Raw genomic sequence first — 15,172 nt, 5'->3', positions numbered from 1 at the left:
CAGGCGATCTCACATCTGAGTGGACAAAAACCGGCGATCTCGCCGTTCCCTCGGCAGCCAGTGCCCCAGGTCTCTTCACATATGTCGACAAAACGCCTGGTCAGACGCTCGTCTTCAAATCAGGGCGTTTCTAGCTCCATATCAGAAGCCGCGAAAACCCGCGAGATCGCCGTTTTTTGTCCACGCGCCCCGCGGCAGTCAGCCGGGTCGAGCGGCGGCGGGATCCGGCGGGCCCTAGCCCAGGGCCACGTCGAGGATCATCATCAGCAGGAAGCCGGCCATCACGGCCAGGGTGCCGGCGTTGGAGTGCTCGCCCAGATGCGCCTCGGGGATGAGCTCCTCCACCACCACGAACATCATGGCGCCGGCCGAGAACGCCAGGAGCCACGGCATGAGCGGCGTGATGACGCCCGCGAACAGCACCACCAGGATGCCGAACACCGGCTCGGCCAGGCCCGACAGCGAGCCCATCGCGAACGCCTTGGGCGCGCTCATCCCCTCCTGGAGCATCGGCAGCGACACGGCCGCGCCCTCGGGCACGTTCTGGATGCCGATGCCCACGGCCAGGGCCACCGCCATGCCGAAGGTCGCCGGGTCGCCCCCGTTCAGGCCGGCCATGGCGAACAGCAGGCCCACCGACATGCCCTCGGGGATGTTGTGCAGCGTGACGGCCGTGAACAGCAGCGTCGGCCGCTCCCAGCGGCTCGGTAGGCCCTCCGGGTCGCGCTCGCCGGGGTGCAGGTGCGGGATGACGTTGTGCAGCACCAGCAGAAACGCCACGCCCAGGGCGAAGCCGCCCGCGGCGGGCAGCCAGCCGGCCTGGCCGGCCTCCTCGGCGCGCTCGATGGCGGGGATGAGCAGCGACCACACCGACGCGGCGATCATCACGCCTGCCGCGAAACCGAGGAAGACGCGCTGGGCGAGCGCGCTCGAGCGCCCGCGGAACAAAAAGACCGCCGCTGATCCCAGCGTGGTCATGAGGAAGGTGAAGCCGGTGCCCGTCGCGGCCCAGAGCAGTGCCTGCTGCATGGCAGCCTCCTTAGCGCCCATCAGGTGATTGGGGCCATCATAGCGGGAGCGCGGGCGGCGGGCGGCCTTCCGGGGAAACCGTCATGCGATTGTGGGCGCGGGGCACGGTACGAGCCGGGCGCGGCCGGGCGCGGCCAGGCGCGACAAGCGCGGGACCGAGCGCGGCGGCGCCAGATGCGGGTAGGACGCGACGCCGGGCGCGGGGCGCGGGGCGCGGCGGGCCGCGGGCGGCCGCCGAGGCGCCCCGAACGCGACGCGCCCGCCGAGGGGCGGGCGCGGGGGCATCGGATGGCGTCGAGACTAGGCGGTGGCCAGCGGGCTCGGCACGGTGTAGGCGCGAGCCGCGTACTCGCGATCCAGCTCGTAGAGGCTGCGCGCGTCGCCGCCGAACAGCTTCATCTTGGTGATCATGTCGTCGGCGTTGTCCTCTTCCTCCAGCTGCTCGTCGATGAACCAGCCGAGGAACTTCTTGGTGCGGTAGTCGCCCGCCGCCTCGGCCGCGGCGTAGATGTCGTGGATGAGGGCGGTCACGTACTTCTCGTGCTCGAGCGCGGCCTCGAGCGGCTCCATGAAGTTGGTGAACACCTTGTCGGGCTGGGCGATGGCCAGCAGCTTCACCTTCTCGCCGTTCTCATGCAGGTAGTTGCGGAAGATGAGGGCGTGGTCGCGCTCCTCCTGCGCCTGGATCTCGTAGTAGTTGGCGTAGCCGTCCAGGCCCTCCTCCTCGTAGTAGTCGGCGAAGGAGAGGTACAGGTAAGCCGAGTACAGCTCCTTGTTGATCTGGTCGTTGATGAGGTCGTAGACCTTCTGATCCATGGCGCGTCCTTTCTTCCGGGGCCTTGTCGTGTGCCGTCGCCATGATACCGCAGCCGGCTGCAGCCCGCGATGCGCGCCGGCCTTTTTACCGGAGGGAAACATGGGCGCGAGCGGACTCGCCGCGGGGAGGGCGAGGCGGCCGCGGTGCCGGAACGAGACGGCTCGCCGCGGGGAGCGCCACCCGGCGCCGGCGGCGTTCCGGGCGCCCGGCGCCGCCGGGTCAGCGCATGGGGACGAGGGGGATGGCCGCGCGTACGCCGTCGGTCAGGCCGTCGAGCACGTCGCCGCCGCCGGGCGCCTGCGTCACGTCGAAGGCGTAGACGGCGTCGGGCGCGCCCGGCCGGCTGAGCACGAGCCGGCCGCCGCCCAAGACGGGGAGCGCCGCGCGCCAGAGCAGCGCGCGTTGGGCCGGGCCGTCGCCGTCGGGCGAGCGCCACCACTCCTCGTCGTCGATGCGCGCGGTGATGACGAGCCGCGCCTTGACGCTGCGACCGCCCTCGAACGCGAGCGCGTCCACGGGCGCCGCGTCACCGCCGCGGCCCCACGCGGCCAGGGCCAGGCCCTCTCCCTCGACGCGCACCTCGCAGGGGTCGCCGGCGCCGTTGGCGCAGCGGAACTCCGCGCAGACGGCCAGGGTCGCCGTGCGCGTCTTCCGATCGTAGGAGAGCGCGCCGTTGGGATCGACGTACAGGCGCGAGTCGCGCACCACCAGCGCCTCGGCGGTGGCAGGCGCGAGCAGCCCCGCGCCGCCCGGGCCGGCGATCGGCGGCAGCGCCGCGGCGCCCGCCCCGATCAGGATCGCCGCCAGCACGGCAGCGGTCGCGAGGGCCGCCCGGCGCCGCGGCTGCGTTCTAGGCGCCGGGGCACAGGCGGCGCGTGGCCCGGGTCGCGGGCCGTCGCCGGCGGCTCCCCCGCCGCGCGCGCCACGCCCCGCGGCGGCCGGCGCCTCATCCGCCAGGCGCCCGCGCACGGCGGCGGCCAGCCCCTCGGGCGCCTGGACGGCCAGCACCTGGCGCCGATACCCGTCAAACCTCATCACGAGCCTCCTTCCAGCATCCGGCGCAGCCGGCGCCGTGCCCGGTGCAGGCGCGTGCGCACCGTCGCCGGCGCCGCACCGACGATGGCGGCTATCTCATCGGTGGCGTATTCCTCGACGTAGAACAGGTAGACGACCTCGCGCAGCGGCGCGGGCAGGGCGTCGACGTGCTCCCAGAGCACCTCAGCGCCGCCGTCGCCCGCAGCATCGCCCGGCCCGGCGGGCGCGGGCGCTGCGAGCGCCAGCCCCTCCGCGGCGCGCTCCAGATCGTGGGGGTCGGTCGTGTCCTCGGGACGGCGGGCGCGGGCGCGCCGGCGGTTCTTGCAGCGCCGCGCCGTCACCTTCATGAGCCAGCAGCGCAGGTGGTGGTCGTCGTCGAAGGAGCCCCCGTCCGCGAACAGCGCCACGAACACGTCCTGGGCCACCTCCTCGGCCGCGGCCGGCGAGCGCAGCTGGTGCAGGGCGAAGCGGTAGACGGCCGCGCCATGACGTGCCAGCGCGTACTCGACCAGGGCCTCGCGGCCCACGGGCAGGTCGGGGCGGGCGGCATCGGCCATCAGAGGCCGCCCACGGCGTACTCGCCCGCCACGGTGACGCCGTCCAGCTCATAGGCCACGAGGCGGATGCCACCCAGGCGGTTGGCCGCCGCCTGGGCGTCTATGGCGAGGCGGCGCGCCCCGTCCTCGTCGAGCCCCAGGTCGAGCCCCTGGAGATAGGCCGTCACAGCCGCGAGGCCGGCGCCCGTCTCGTGCATGAGGTCGCAGGCCCGGGCGGCCTGCTCGGCCGTCACGGCGCCGCGGTCGCCAAGGCACGCGTTGAGCCCCAGCTCCCAGCCGCGGTGGGCGCGCTCGGCCAGCGCGGCCGTGTAGGCGACGGCCTCCTCGGGGCCGCTGACGCGGGAGCCGTCGGCCCGGGCCAGCTCCTCGCCGTAGACGTAGGCGACGCGCTCCTCGGGCGTGCCGCGGTTGATCATGACGCCCACCAGGTCGGGATAGTCGCCAGTCAGCCTCTGGCCTACCGCGCAGTAGGTCAGCCCCGCCTCGGTGCGGGGCCAGACGCGGCACTGCTCGCCCGCCCAGTCCAGCAGCCCCGCCGTCTGCATCCCGACCACGGCGGCCAGCACGGTCGCGATCGCGCCGCTGCGCAGCGCCCACCGGTGGCCGCGCACCTGCCGGCGGCGGCGCGCCGACGCCCGCCCGACAGCCGCCACGCCGCCCTGCGCGCGCCGCGGCCGCGCGTCCCGCGTCACCCGAACGTCCTCGCCCATGGTCGCCTCCCCTCGTCCGCGCCGCCCGGCGGCATCGCCGGGCGTGCCATCGCCCCGCGCCACTCGGCACCGGGCGCCTCGCGCGCCGTCATCCCGCGCCACTCGGCGTCAGGCGCGCCGCCGCGCCTTCCTACCCCTTATTACACCGCCCGTCGCGAAAATGTTCCCGACCTTCAGCCATTTCCCCCACCCGTTGCACGAGAATTCCCCGTTTCGCGTCATTTTGGCGAGTTTCCCGAGGCAATTCCCCCTCTTTGCACCCGATTCGCGCCGAAGGAAAAAGCGTGACCTGGGGAAACGTCTCGCCCTAAAAGCGCTGAGGCCGAAAAGGCGCCTTCCAGGCTCGGGAAACTCGCCGAAATGACGCGAAACCGCCCAAATCCCTGCGCGCGCCCATCGGGCCGGGCCGCTCGCACCGCCCGCGCGCTCCACGCGCCACCCGCTCGCGCCACCCACGCCTCGCGCATCGCGCATCGCGCCCCCTCGGTATATGTTGTTTCGCGGGTGCTTCGTCGAAAAAGTAGTTTAGCTACTAAAATATCTGCCGAACAAGGCAGGGGGCGCCGCAGGAGGCGCCTCCTCGCGCGCCGCGCCGCCCCAGCCGGCGGCCGCGCGCTCGACCGCGAGCCACCCCGGGAAGGCAGCTCACCCATGCTCCAGCTCAAGCACATCCGCAAGTCCTACACCACCGGCAGCTTCACGCAGGTCGCCCTCGACGACGTGTCGGTGGCCTTCCGCGACAACGAGTTCGTGGCCATCCTGGGTCCGTCGGGATCGGGCAAGACCACCATGCTCAACATCATCGGCGGCCTCGACCACTACGACAGCGGCGACCTCGTCATCGACGGCATCTCCACCGAGCGGTACAAGGACCGCGACTGGGACACCTACCGCAACAACCGCATCGGGTTCGTCTTCCAGAGCTACAACCTCATCCCCCACCAGACGGTGCTCGCCAACGTCGAGCTGGCGCTCACCCTGTCGGGCGTCAGCCGCGACGAGCGCCGGCGCCGCGCCATAGCCGAGCTCGAGCGCGTGGGCCTGGCCGACCACGTGAACAAGAAGCCGAGCCAGCTCTCGGGCGGCCAGATGCAGCGCGTCGCCATCGCCCGCGCCCTCATCAACGACCCGGAGATCCTGCTGGCCGACGAGCCCACCGGTGCCCTCGACTCGAAGACCTCCGTCCAGATCATGGACCTGCTGACCGAGATCGCCAAGGACCGCCTGGTGGTCATGGTCACCCACAACCCCGAGCTGGCCGACCAGTACGCCACGCGCATCGTCAACCTGGCCGACGGCGTCATCCGATCCGACACCGACCCGTTCGACCCCTCCGCCGACGAGATGCGCGAGTCGACCAAGAAGGTGCGCCGCACGTCCATGGGCCCGCTCACGGCGCTGTCGCTGTCGTTCAACAACCTCATGACCAAGAAGGGTCGCACCCTCATGACGGCGTTCGCCGGATCCATCGGCATCATCGGCATCGCCGCCATCCTGTCGCTGGCCAACGGCGTGAACGACTACATAAAGACGGTGGAGGAGGAGACGCTGTCGGAGTACCCGCTGCAGATCATGTCCTCCGGCTTCGACATGACGTCCATGCTCCTGGGCGCGGGCGGGTCGGACGACGCGCCCGACGCGTCGGGCGGCGCCGGCGCCGAGCAGCCCGCCGACGGTGCCGTCGACAGCCCCGAGGCCGCCCAGGACGCCGGCGGGCCCGCCACGGGCACGGGGCCCGAGAACGAGCAGGACGCGCTCGACGCCATGGCCGGCGACGCGCCAGAGGGCGAGGTGGGCATCGCGCAGATGCTCACCACCATGTTCGGCTCCATCGGCTCGAACGACCTGGCGTCGCTCAAGACCTACCTCGACAGCGGCGACAGCGGCATCGAGCCCTACGTCAACGCCATCGAGTGCACCTACGACGTGGCGCCCCAGATCTTCCTCTCCGACACCGACAACCTGCGCCAGGTCAACCCCGACCGCTCGATGGCGCCGCTCGGCATCGGGTCGGACGTGTCCAGCAACTCGCTCATGTCCATGGCCATGAGCACCGACATGTTCTACGAGATGCCCGACGACCCGGCCCTCTACGAGTCGCAGTACGAGGTGCGCGCCGGCCGCTGGCCCGAGGGGCCTGACGAGGTGGTGCTCGTCACCACGCCGAGCGGACGCATCAGCGACTTCATGCTCTACACCCTCGGCCTGCGCGACGGCGCCGAGCTCGACGAGATGGTGCGCCAGTTCGCCGCCGAGGAGGAGGTCGCCATCCCCGGCGACATCCGCCCCGTCTCCTACGAGGACGTGCTCGGCGTACGCTTCAAGCTGGTCAACGCCGCCGACTGGTACGCCTACGACGCCGACTACGGCGTGTGGGTGGACAAGTCCGACGACAACGCCTTCATGCGCGACCTGGTGGCCGCCGGCGAGGACCTGGCCGTCGTGGGCATCGTGACGCCCTCGCCCGACGCGAAGGCCACCATGCTCAACCCCGGCCTCAACTACCCGGCGTCGCTCGTCGACCACGTCATCGAGCGCGCCGAGGCCAGCCAGATCGTCCAAGACCAGCTGGCCGACCCGACCGTCAACGTGTTCACCGGCAAGCCCTTCGGCGAGGAGGAGGACGACGCCGACTCCTTCGACATGGACTCGCTGTTCACCATCAACTCCGAGGCGCTCCAGGCGGCGTTCAAGATCGACCAGCGCAAGCTGTCGGTGGACATGTCCAACACCCTCGACCTCCAGTCCGTGGCGGCCAGCCTGCCGCCGGCGCCCGAGCCCGACATGGGCGCGCTCGTGGGCTCGCTCGACCTGGAGCTGTCCGACGAGCAGATATCCGGCGTGGTCACCGGCGTGATGGGCGCGTTCCAGGCCTACCTCAAGGGCCTGCCGCCCGAGGAGCAGGCCGCGGCCATGGCCGACTTCAGCGGCGCGTTCTCCAAGTTCCTCCAGTCGCCCGCCGGCCAGGCGGCCATCGCGGCGCAGACCATGAAGATCGCCCAGGAAAAGGACTTGGAATCCCAGGTGGCGCGCGCGTTGCAGGGCTACGTCACCTCCACCATGACCTCCTACATGGCCACCATGTCCCAGGCGCTCGAGACCCAGGTCACCGCCGCCATGCAGAAGGGGATGAGCCAGCTGGGCGCCAACATGGCGTCGGCCATATCCATCGACGCGGACGCCTTCGCCAACGCCTTCGAGATGAACATGACCGAAGACGAGCTGCGCGACCTGATGATGTCGCTCATGACCTCGGAGGACGCCACCTACGACAACAACCTGCGCCGCCTGGGCTACGCCGACCCGGCCAAGCCCGCCGGCATCGACATCTACCCCATCGACTTCGACGCGAAGGCCCACGTCATCCAGATCCTCGACGACTACAACGCGCGGATGGAGGCCGAGGGCGCCGACGACAAGGTCATCACCTACACCGACTTCGTGGGCACGCTGATGGCGTCGGTGACCGACATCGTGAACATGATCAGCTACGTGCTGGTGGCCTTCGTCGCCATATCGCTGGTGGTGAGCTCCATCATGATCGGCGTCATCACCTACATTTCGGTGCTCGAGCGGCGCAAGGAGATCGGCATCCTGCGCGCCATCGGCGCCTCGAAGGGCGACATCAGCCGCATCTTCAACGCCGAGACCATCATCGAGGGCCTGGTGGCGGGCCTGCTGGGCGTGGGCATCACCGCCCTGGGCTGCATCCCGGTGAACGCCATGGTGTACTCGCTCTTCGACGTGCCCAACGTCGCGCAGCTGCCGTGGCAGGCTGCCGCTATACTGGTGGGGATAAGCGTGTTCCTGTCGTTCATCGCGGGCCTCATCCCCGCGTCGAGCGCCAGCCGGAAGGATCCCGTGGAGGCCCTGCGCAGCGAGTAGCCCCTCCCCCGCCCCGTGCGGGGCGCTGGGGGCGGCCGTGCGGGGCCTCCCCCAGCGGAAGGTGGATGCCGTGAGCCACAAGGAAGAGCCCCTCTACGATATCAAGCCCTCCCCCGACATGGGGTTCTGCGACGCCGAGACGCCCGAGACGTGCCTGCGCGCCTACGGCGAGACGGTGGTCGCCGGCGTGACGGTGCCGCTGTGCACCGCGTCCACCGGAATGCCGTGCACCAAGGCCGTGCGCGCGGTGGCGCCCGAGGCGCTCGAGGACGTGGGGGTGCCGCCCGCGGCGGGGCCCGCGGCGCGGCGGGGCGCGGCCTGGGCGTCGTCGGGCGAGCCGCGGCCCTTCATCGGGCTGGTGGCCAAGCAGTTCCCCGAGGAGCGCTTCCTCAGCCTGCCGGCCGACTACGCGCCGGCGGTGGCGGCGGCCGGCGGCATCCCCATCATCCTGCCGTTCATGGACGACGTCGACGCCTACGCGAGCCTGTTCGAGCACCTGGACGGCTTCGTGCTGACCGGCGGTCACGACGTGGACCCGGCGCTCTACGGCGGGCCCTCCCCCGACGACGCGGCCTTCGCGGCGGTGAGCCAGCTCACGCCCGAGCGCGACGCGCTGGAGTACGAGATCCTCAACTTCGCCGACGCCCACGACGTGCCCGTGCTGGGCATCTGCCGGGGCACGCAGCTGATGAACGTGTACTACGGGGGCACCCTCTACGTCGACCTGCCCACCGACCTGGGGCTCGACCGCTACCGCCACTGGCAGACGGCCGCGCCCTCGCAGCCCGTGCACGAGGTGTCCATCGGCGCGGACACGCGCCTGGGCGCCATCATGGGGCCGGGGCCGTTTCAGGTGAACTCGCTGCACCACCAGGCGGTGCGCGACGTCGCGCCCGAGCTGCGCGCCTGCGCCTGGGCCGACGGCCTGGTGGAGGGCGTGGAGCACCCCGGGCGGTCGTTCATGCTGGGCGTGCAGTGGCATCCCGAGTTCTTCGCGGGCGACGGCCCCATGGCGCCGCTGTTCGGCGCGCTGGTGGACGCCGCCCGCGTGCTGCGCGCGGCGCGCTAGAAGTCGAACATCGCGGTGGTGAGGTAACGCTCGCCGGTGTCGGGCAGGATGGCGACGATGAGCTTGCCCGCGTTCTCGGGCCGCTGGGCCAGCTTGGCGGCCGCGGCGGCCGCGGCGCCCGACGAGATGCCCACCAGCAGCCCGTCGCGGGCGGCCAGCTCGCGGCCGGCGGCGAAGGCCTCGTCATCGGCGATGGGCAGCACCTCGTCGTAGACGCCCGTGTCGAGCGTGGCCGGCACGAAGCCCGCGCCGATGCCCTGGATACCGTGCTTGCCCGCGCGCCCCTCGGACAGCACCGGCGACGTGGCCGGCTCGACGGCCACCACGCGCACGGCCGGGTTCTGCTCCTTGAGGTAGGCGCCCGCGCCCGAGATGGTGCCGCCGGTGCCCACGCCCGCCACCAGGATGTCCACCTTGCCGTCGGTGTCGCGCCAGATCTCCGGGCCGGTGGTGGCGTAGTGGATGGCGGGGTTGGCCGGGTTCTCGAACTGCGACGGGATGAACGAGTTGGGCGTGGCCGCCGCGAGCTCCTCGGCCCGGGCGATGGCGCCCTTCATGCCCTCGGCGCCGGGCGTGAGCACGAGCTCGGCCCCGTAGGCGCGCATGAGGTTGCGGCGCTCGACCGACATGGTGTCGGGCATGACGATGATGACGCGGTTGCCGCGGGCCGCGGCCAGGGCCGCCAGGCCGATGCCGGTGTTGCCCGAGGTGGGCTCGATGATGACGGTGTCGGCGTCGATGAGGCCGGCGTCCTCGGCGGCGTCGAGCATGGCGCGCGCGACGCGATCCTTCACCGATCCGGCGGGGTTCATCGCCTCCACCTTCCCCACCACCGTGGCGCCCAGGCCGCGCGCCTGCTCGAAGTTGACGAGCTCCACCAGCGGGGTGTTGCCGATGAGCTCCGATACGCTGCCGTGCACGTTCATGGGAGTGCCCCTTCCTCGGGTCGGCCCGGCCGCGGCGCGGACGCCGGTGAGGCCGGCCCGCCTGCGGCGCCCGCGCCGGCCGCGCGTCGCCTCGCCGCCCGCGTCCTGCAGGCGGCTGCTTCTCTTCTCCTAAAAGACTAGCAATTTACTAGGCTTTGTCAAGCGCTCGGGGAATCCGATGGCGATCCGTAGCGGGCACGCGGCATGATGACCTTCTTCGTCTCGCTGCCGACCACGCCGAGCAGGGCCTTCAGGGTGTCGAGGATGAACGAGCGCGTCTCGGGGTCGAGCTTGGCGGTGGACGTGGCGACATTCACCACGATGGAGCCGAAGTTGCGGTGCAGGTCCTGGGAGGTCTTGACGCCCGAGGCGGCGACGAAGTCGTAGATGGTGTCGATGAACTGGGCGCGCTGCTCGGGCGTGCGCGTCTTGAGCCAGCCGTCGAGGGTGCCGTCGGCCCACACGGCCGTGCGGTTGAGGCGCTGCTGGTACAGGAAGTCGCCATGGCTGACCAGCCACGAGAAGGGCTCGTGCTGGAAGATGAGCATGGCGCTCGACTGCACCACGTGGTAGTCGCGGCCGCTTTCCAGGATCATCCCGAACAGCGACGACTCGGGCACCGCCTTGAACAGCATCGCGTGGTAGGCGGCGTCGTCGACCCGCGGCGACGGGTCGCTCAGAAACGAGGGGCCGTCGTAGTTGCACACCCGGTCGATGCGCCCGTAGACGCCCGACGCCACGCACAGCGCCGCGTACTGGGCGAGGTTGCCGCCCTTGGAATGGCCCGTCAGCACGATCCGCCCGGGCAGGGCCGACGCCACGCCGGACACGTAGGCCACGGCCGCGCGTTGGGACGGCGTGACGTCCATGAAGCAGAGGTTGAAGTCTTCCTTCCAGCCGGCCAGGCTGCCGTCAGTGCCGCGGAAGGCCAGGTAGGAGCGGCCGTCGCCCACGGTGAGCGTGATGGCCGAGAACTGCTTCTCCACTGCGTCGGAGTGCTCGTTGGCGTAGAAGCTGACGAAGGCGTCGCGATAGCGGCGGCTGGCCATGAGGGCGCGCAGGAAGGGGCGGCTGTCGGACGCGTCGCGCATCCAGCTGCCGGCGACGAGGGCCTTCCACGAGGTGAGGGCGATGACGTCGTGGAGCCGCACGGGCTCGGCGGGGTTGGTCGGCATGCGGTCGTAGCGCTCGTAGCGCAGGTAGGCCAGCGTGGCCATGACCAGGCCGTCCACCACGTTGAACGGCTCCTCCTCGAAGGTGCGCTGCTCCCGCGCGAGGTAGGACACGATGTTAGCCACATTCATCTCCTATCACGCGAGCAGCCTCGGCTGCGTCCTCTTCCCGCACCGAACCATAGGCCATGAGGAAGCGGCCGGTCAACGACGGCGCGTCCGTTGATCCCAAAGCGTAGGACGAAAGCGGGGCCATCCGCACGCCGCGGGCCAGCGCGGCCCGGACGAGGGCGTCCTGGGCCGCGGCGCCCATGCCGGGCACGCGCAGGACGAAGTGGAGCCCGGCGTCCACGTGCTCGAACGCCAGGCGGCCGGCACGGCCCGCGGGCGTGGCGCGCAGGGCGGCCAGCAGGGCGTCGCGCACGCGCCGGCAGCGGGCGCGCAGGCGGTTGACGTGGCGCTCGTAGTCGCCCGACGCGATGAACCGCGCGAGCGCCGCCTGCTCGAGCGCGCCCACCGTGCAGGCATGGAAGTCCAAATCGCGGGCGAAGGCGCGCGCCAGGTGCGGCGGCAGCACCATGTAGCCGATGCGGAAGGCGGCGCCCAGGCTCTTGGTGAAGGTGTTCAGGTAGATGACGCGCTCGGTCGCGTCGCTGCTCTGGAGGGCCGGCAGGGGGCGCCCGGCCATGCGGAACTCGCAGTCGTAGTCGTCCTCGACGAGGTAGCGGCCGGGCTCCTCGGCGGCCCAGGCCAGAAGCTCGTGGCGACGGCGCGCCGGAGTGACGAGCCCCGTGGGGAACTGGTGCGACGGCATGCAGTGCAGCACCGTGGCCCCCGACGCGCGCAGGGCCGCGACGGATGGGCCGTCCCCGTCGAGCGCCACGGGCGCCACCTCGGCGCCCTCGGCCCGGTAGGTGGCGGCCAGGCGCGGATAGCCCGGATCCTCGACGGCGAACCGGCGATGGCGGCCGAGCAGCTGCACCAGCAGGTGGTAGAGCGTCTGCGCGCCCGCGCCCACGACGATCTGGCCCGGGTCGACCTCCATGCCGCGCAGACCCCGCAGGTGCGCCGCGAGCGCCTCGCGCAGGGCGCGCGAGCCCTGCGGGCCCGACGCCGCCAGCAGCGTGCGCTCCGACTCGTCCGCCAGCACGCGCCGGATGGTGCGCGCCCAGGCCGCGTAGGGAAACGCCCCCGCCGCCGGCGTCGCGCCCGAGAAGTCCGCGAAGATAGGCGCGGCGGATGTGGCGGGTACGGCGGATGTGGCGGGCGCGGGGGTGTTTTCGTTGGGACGCAGTTGGGGATTATTCCCTCTTTGGGTAGTAATGAGGAGGCCGTCGGGGAGAGCAGGGGCCGGGGCGCCGAGAAGAGCGGAGCCCATGGCGCCCGACGCGAGGACGCCGCGAGGGACGCCGGGCGCGAGGACAGGGGCGTTGCGCGTCGCGTCGGGCGCGGGCGTGTGGGGCGGGCGGGGGATGTCGGCGGCGAAGTACCCGCTGCGGGGGCGCGCCTCCAGGTAGCCCTCGGCCACGAGCTGGCCGTAGGCGGCCTCCACGGTGACGACGCTCACGCCGAGGTGCCGCGCGAGCGCCCGCTTCGAGGGCAGCCGCTCCCCCGCCCCCAGCGCCCCGCCCTCGACGTCGCGTCGCACCAGCGCGTACAGCTGCCCCTGCAGCGTCGCCGCGCCGGGCCCGCGCTCCAGCTGGTACGCCAGCATCCGCTCTCCCCGCTTTCCTTCGCCATCCGTCCAAACAAATGTTTCACGTGAAACATTCACGAGCACCCACGCGCGCCAACCGTCCGCCGCGTCCGTACCAAACGCGCCCGAGCGGTCGCGCGCCAACAGCCCGCGCCACGCCGGCGCCACCGCGCCCACGCCGCACCGTAGTCCGCGCCACCGCCTGCGTCCGCGCCGTGCCCGCGTGCCATCCGCGCCAACCACCCGCGCCACGCCAACCGCCCGCGCCCGCGCGGGGCGTCCAACGCCCCTTCCTCTTCCATCTGACCTTATCAAAAACTTCGTAATTGACTATACCAATAGAGCCAGTTGGCGACTACGCTTCCAGGCGTCGTCATCGTCGAGCGGAAGGATCACCTATGGACGAACCCCAGGCAGAGGAGCGCGCGGCGCTCAACCGGCAGCTGGCGCAGATGCTGAAGGGCGGCGTCATCATGGACGTCACCACCCCCGAGCAGGCGCGCGTCGCCGAGGAGGCCGGCGCCTGCGCCGTCATGGCGCTCGAGCGCATCCCCGCCGACATCCGCGCAGCCGGCGGCGTGTCGCGCATGAGCAACCCGGCCATGATCAAGGGCATCCAGGCCGCCGTCTCCATCCCCGTCATGGCGAAGTGCCGCATCGGGCACTTCGCGGAGGCGCAGATCCTCCAGGCCATCGAGATCGACTACGTGGACGAGTCGGAGGTGCTCTCCCCCGCCGATGACACGTTCCACATCGACAAGACGCGCTTCGCCGTGCCCTTCGTGTGCGGCGCGCGCGATCTGGGCGAGGCCCTGCGGCGCATCGCCGAGGGCGCGTCGATGATCCGCACCAAGGGCGAGCCGGGCACCGGCGACGTGGTGCAGGCCGTGCGCCACATGCGCGTGATGAACGCGGAGATAGCCCGCGTGGCCTCGCTGCGCGACGACGAGCTGTTCGAGGCCGCCAAGGAGCTGGCGGTGCCCCTCGACCTGCTGCGCCAGGTGCATGACGCCGGCCGGCTCCCCGTGGTGAACTTCGCCGCCGGCGGCATCGCCACGCCGGCCGACGCCGCGCTCATGATGCAGCTGGGCGCCGAGGGCGTCTTCGTGGGCAGCGGCATCTTCAAGTCGGGCGACCCGGCCCGCCGCGCCCGCGCCATCGTCCGCGCCGTCGCCGACTACGGGGACGCCGAGCTGCTGGCCGCGCTCTCCGAGGACCTCGGCGAGGCCATGGTGGGCATCAACGCGCAGGAGATCGAGCTCATCATGGAGGAGAGGGGCCGATGAGCGCGGGAAGGCGCGCCGCAGAGCCGCACTCGGGGCAGGAAGCCGGAAAACCCGCCCGCCACGCGCGAGCGGAGGCCGGCGCCGACGGCGGCGCGTCGGCGGAGGCCGCGGCGGCCAGCGAGGCACACGGCGCCGGCGCGCCTGCCGGCGAGCGCCCCGCACCCGCGGCGGGCCCCGCCCGCCGGCGGCCGCGCGTGGGCGTCGTGGCGGTGCAGGGGGCCTTCGCCGAGCACGTCCGGCGGCTGCGACGGCTCGGCTGCGAGGCGGTCGAGCTACGCCGGGCCGATGATGCCGCCCGCCCCCTCGACGGCGTGGTGCTGCCGGGCGGCGAGTCCACCACCCAATCGCGTCTCCTGCGCGAGACGGGGATGCTGGGGCCCCTGCGCGCGCTCATCGTCGCGGGCCTGCCGACGCTCGGCACCTGCGCGGGGCTCATCCTGCTGGCCGCGCGCGTGGAGGGTGCGGGCGACCTGCGCGGGCTGGACGTGGCGGCCGCCGCCGACCGCGCCGCCGTCGAGGGCCTGCGCACCCTGGACGCCACCGTGAGCCGTAACGCCTACGGCCGCCAGCTCGGCAGCTTCCACGCCGAGGGCACCTGGGAGGGCGGCGGCGCCTTCCCCGACGATCCCAGCGCGGCCGACGCCGCGACCGACGACCGCGTCGCCTCCGCCGCTCCCGTCCCCGTCCCCCTCACGTTCATCCGCGCCCCGCGCATCGAGCGGCTGGGCCCCGGCGCGTGGCCGCTCGTGACCCTGGACGGCCAGGTCGTCGCCGTGCAGCAGGACGCCCAGATAGCCGCCGCGTTCCATCCCGAGCTCGACGGCGACGACCGCCTCTACCGCCGCTTCCTCGCGTTGATGCGCTAGCGCGCCAGTTCGCGCCCCCGTGCGCTCGCGCCCGTGCCGCCTCCCCGCGCCCTGCCGCGCCCTCCGCACCCCGCGCAAAAAAACGGGCCCTCCAGCCGGAGGGCCCGCAACGGGCGGGCGCCGG

The 15,172-nt window shown here is 72.1% G+C and carries 12 protein-coding genes; 4 read left to right on the top strand and 8 right to left on the bottom strand.

Annotation, left to right across the window (positions count from 1 at the left end; all coding sequences use genetic code 11):
* Positions 1–234: 234 nt before the first annotated feature.
* The 5 genes from LPT13_RS02645 to LPT13_RS02625 form a co-directional block, all read right to left on the bottom strand.
* The gene (locus LPT13_RS02645; protein WP_242163225.1) at positions 235–1,029 is read right to left on the bottom strand and encodes a ZIP family metal transporter; all 795 of its coding nucleotides are present in this window, start codon (positions 1,027–1,029) and stop codon (positions 235–237) included.
* 300 nt (positions 1,030–1,329) lie between these two features.
* Complete coding sequence (locus LPT13_RS02640) at positions 1,330–1,845, bottom strand: ferritin (protein ID WP_242163223.1); 516 nt, start codon at positions 1,843–1,845, stop codon at positions 1,330–1,332.
* A gap of 220 nt (positions 1,846–2,065) precedes the next feature.
* The gene (locus tag LPT13_RS02635; protein WP_242163221.1) at positions 2,066–2,881 is read right to left on the bottom strand and encodes a hypothetical protein; all 816 of its coding nucleotides are present in this window, start codon (positions 2,879–2,881) and stop codon (positions 2,066–2,068) included.
* On the bottom strand, positions 2,881–3,438 hold the full coding sequence (locus tag LPT13_RS02630) for an RNA polymerase sigma factor (RefSeq protein WP_242163219.1): 558 nt from the start codon (positions 3,436–3,438) through the stop codon (positions 2,881–2,883). The genes LPT13_RS02635 and LPT13_RS02630 overlap by 1 nt, the downstream gene beginning before the upstream one ends.
* The gene (locus LPT13_RS02625; RefSeq protein WP_242163217.1) at positions 3,438–4,148 is read right to left on the bottom strand and encodes a hypothetical protein; all 711 of its coding nucleotides are present in this window, start codon (positions 4,146–4,148) and stop codon (positions 3,438–3,440) included. The genes LPT13_RS02630 and LPT13_RS02625 overlap by 1 nt, the downstream gene beginning before the upstream one ends.
* A gap of 651 nt (positions 4,149–4,799) precedes the next feature.
* Between LPT13_RS02625 and LPT13_RS02620 the strand changes: the two genes are divergently transcribed.
* Together LPT13_RS02620 and LPT13_RS02615 are read left to right on the top strand one after the other, a co-directional pair.
* A complete protein-coding gene (locus tag LPT13_RS02620; RefSeq protein ID WP_242163215.1) occupies positions 4,800–8,033 on the top strand; it encodes an ABC transporter ATP-binding protein/permease in 3,234 nt (1,077 codons plus the stop codon).
* A gap of 70 nt (positions 8,034–8,103) precedes the next feature.
* Positions 8,104–9,102, top strand: a complete 999-nt coding sequence (locus LPT13_RS02615) for a gamma-glutamyl-gamma-aminobutyrate hydrolase family protein (RefSeq protein WP_242163212.1) — start codon at positions 8,104–8,106, stop codon at positions 9,100–9,102.
* Here LPT13_RS02615 and cysK read toward each other — a convergent pair.
* From cysK to pdxR, 3 genes are all read right to left on the bottom strand, one after another.
* Entirely contained in the window at positions 9,099–10,028 is a 930-nt protein-coding gene (gene cysK / locus LPT13_RS02610) for a cysteine synthase A (protein ID WP_242163210.1), read from the bottom strand. The two genes, LPT13_RS02615 and cysK, sit on opposite strands and share 4 nt — an antisense overlap.
* Positions 10,029–10,186: 158 nt before the next feature.
* Entirely contained in the window at positions 10,187–11,326 is a 1,140-nt protein-coding gene (locus LPT13_RS02605) for an Mbeg1-like protein (protein WP_242163208.1), read from the bottom strand.
* Positions 11,319–12,914 carry a MocR-like pyridoxine biosynthesis transcription factor PdxR gene (pdxR, locus tag LPT13_RS02600; protein WP_242163206.1) on the bottom strand — a complete coding sequence of 532 codons (1,596 nt, stop codon included), beginning with the start codon at positions 12,912–12,914 and terminating at the stop codon, positions 11,319–11,321. The genes LPT13_RS02605 and pdxR overlap by 8 nt, the downstream gene beginning before the upstream one ends.
* A gap of 380 nt (positions 12,915–13,294) precedes the next feature.
* Between pdxR and pdxS the strand changes: the two genes are divergently transcribed.
* Both pdxS and pdxT read left to right on the top strand, forming a co-directional pair.
* Positions 13,295–14,182 carry a pyridoxal 5'-phosphate synthase lyase subunit PdxS gene (pdxS, locus tag LPT13_RS02595; RefSeq protein ID WP_242163204.1) on the top strand — a complete coding sequence of 296 codons (888 nt, stop codon included), beginning with the start codon at positions 13,295–13,297 and terminating at the stop codon, positions 14,180–14,182.
* The gene (gene pdxT / locus LPT13_RS02590) at positions 14,179–15,048 is read left to right on the top strand and encodes a pyridoxal 5'-phosphate synthase glutaminase subunit PdxT (RefSeq protein ID WP_242163202.1); all 870 of its coding nucleotides are present in this window, start codon (positions 14,179–14,181) and stop codon (positions 15,046–15,048) included. Before pdxS ends, pdxT begins: the two co-directional genes overlap by 4 nt.
* Positions 15,049–15,172 lie beyond the last annotated feature (124 nt).

It is taken from the genome of Adlercreutzia faecimuris (assembly GCF_022669055.1).
GTDB lineage: Bacteria > Actinomycetota > Coriobacteriia > Coriobacteriales > Eggerthellaceae > Enterorhabdus > Enterorhabdus faecimuris.
This window is presented reverse-complemented; position numbering and strand designations above follow the sequence as displayed.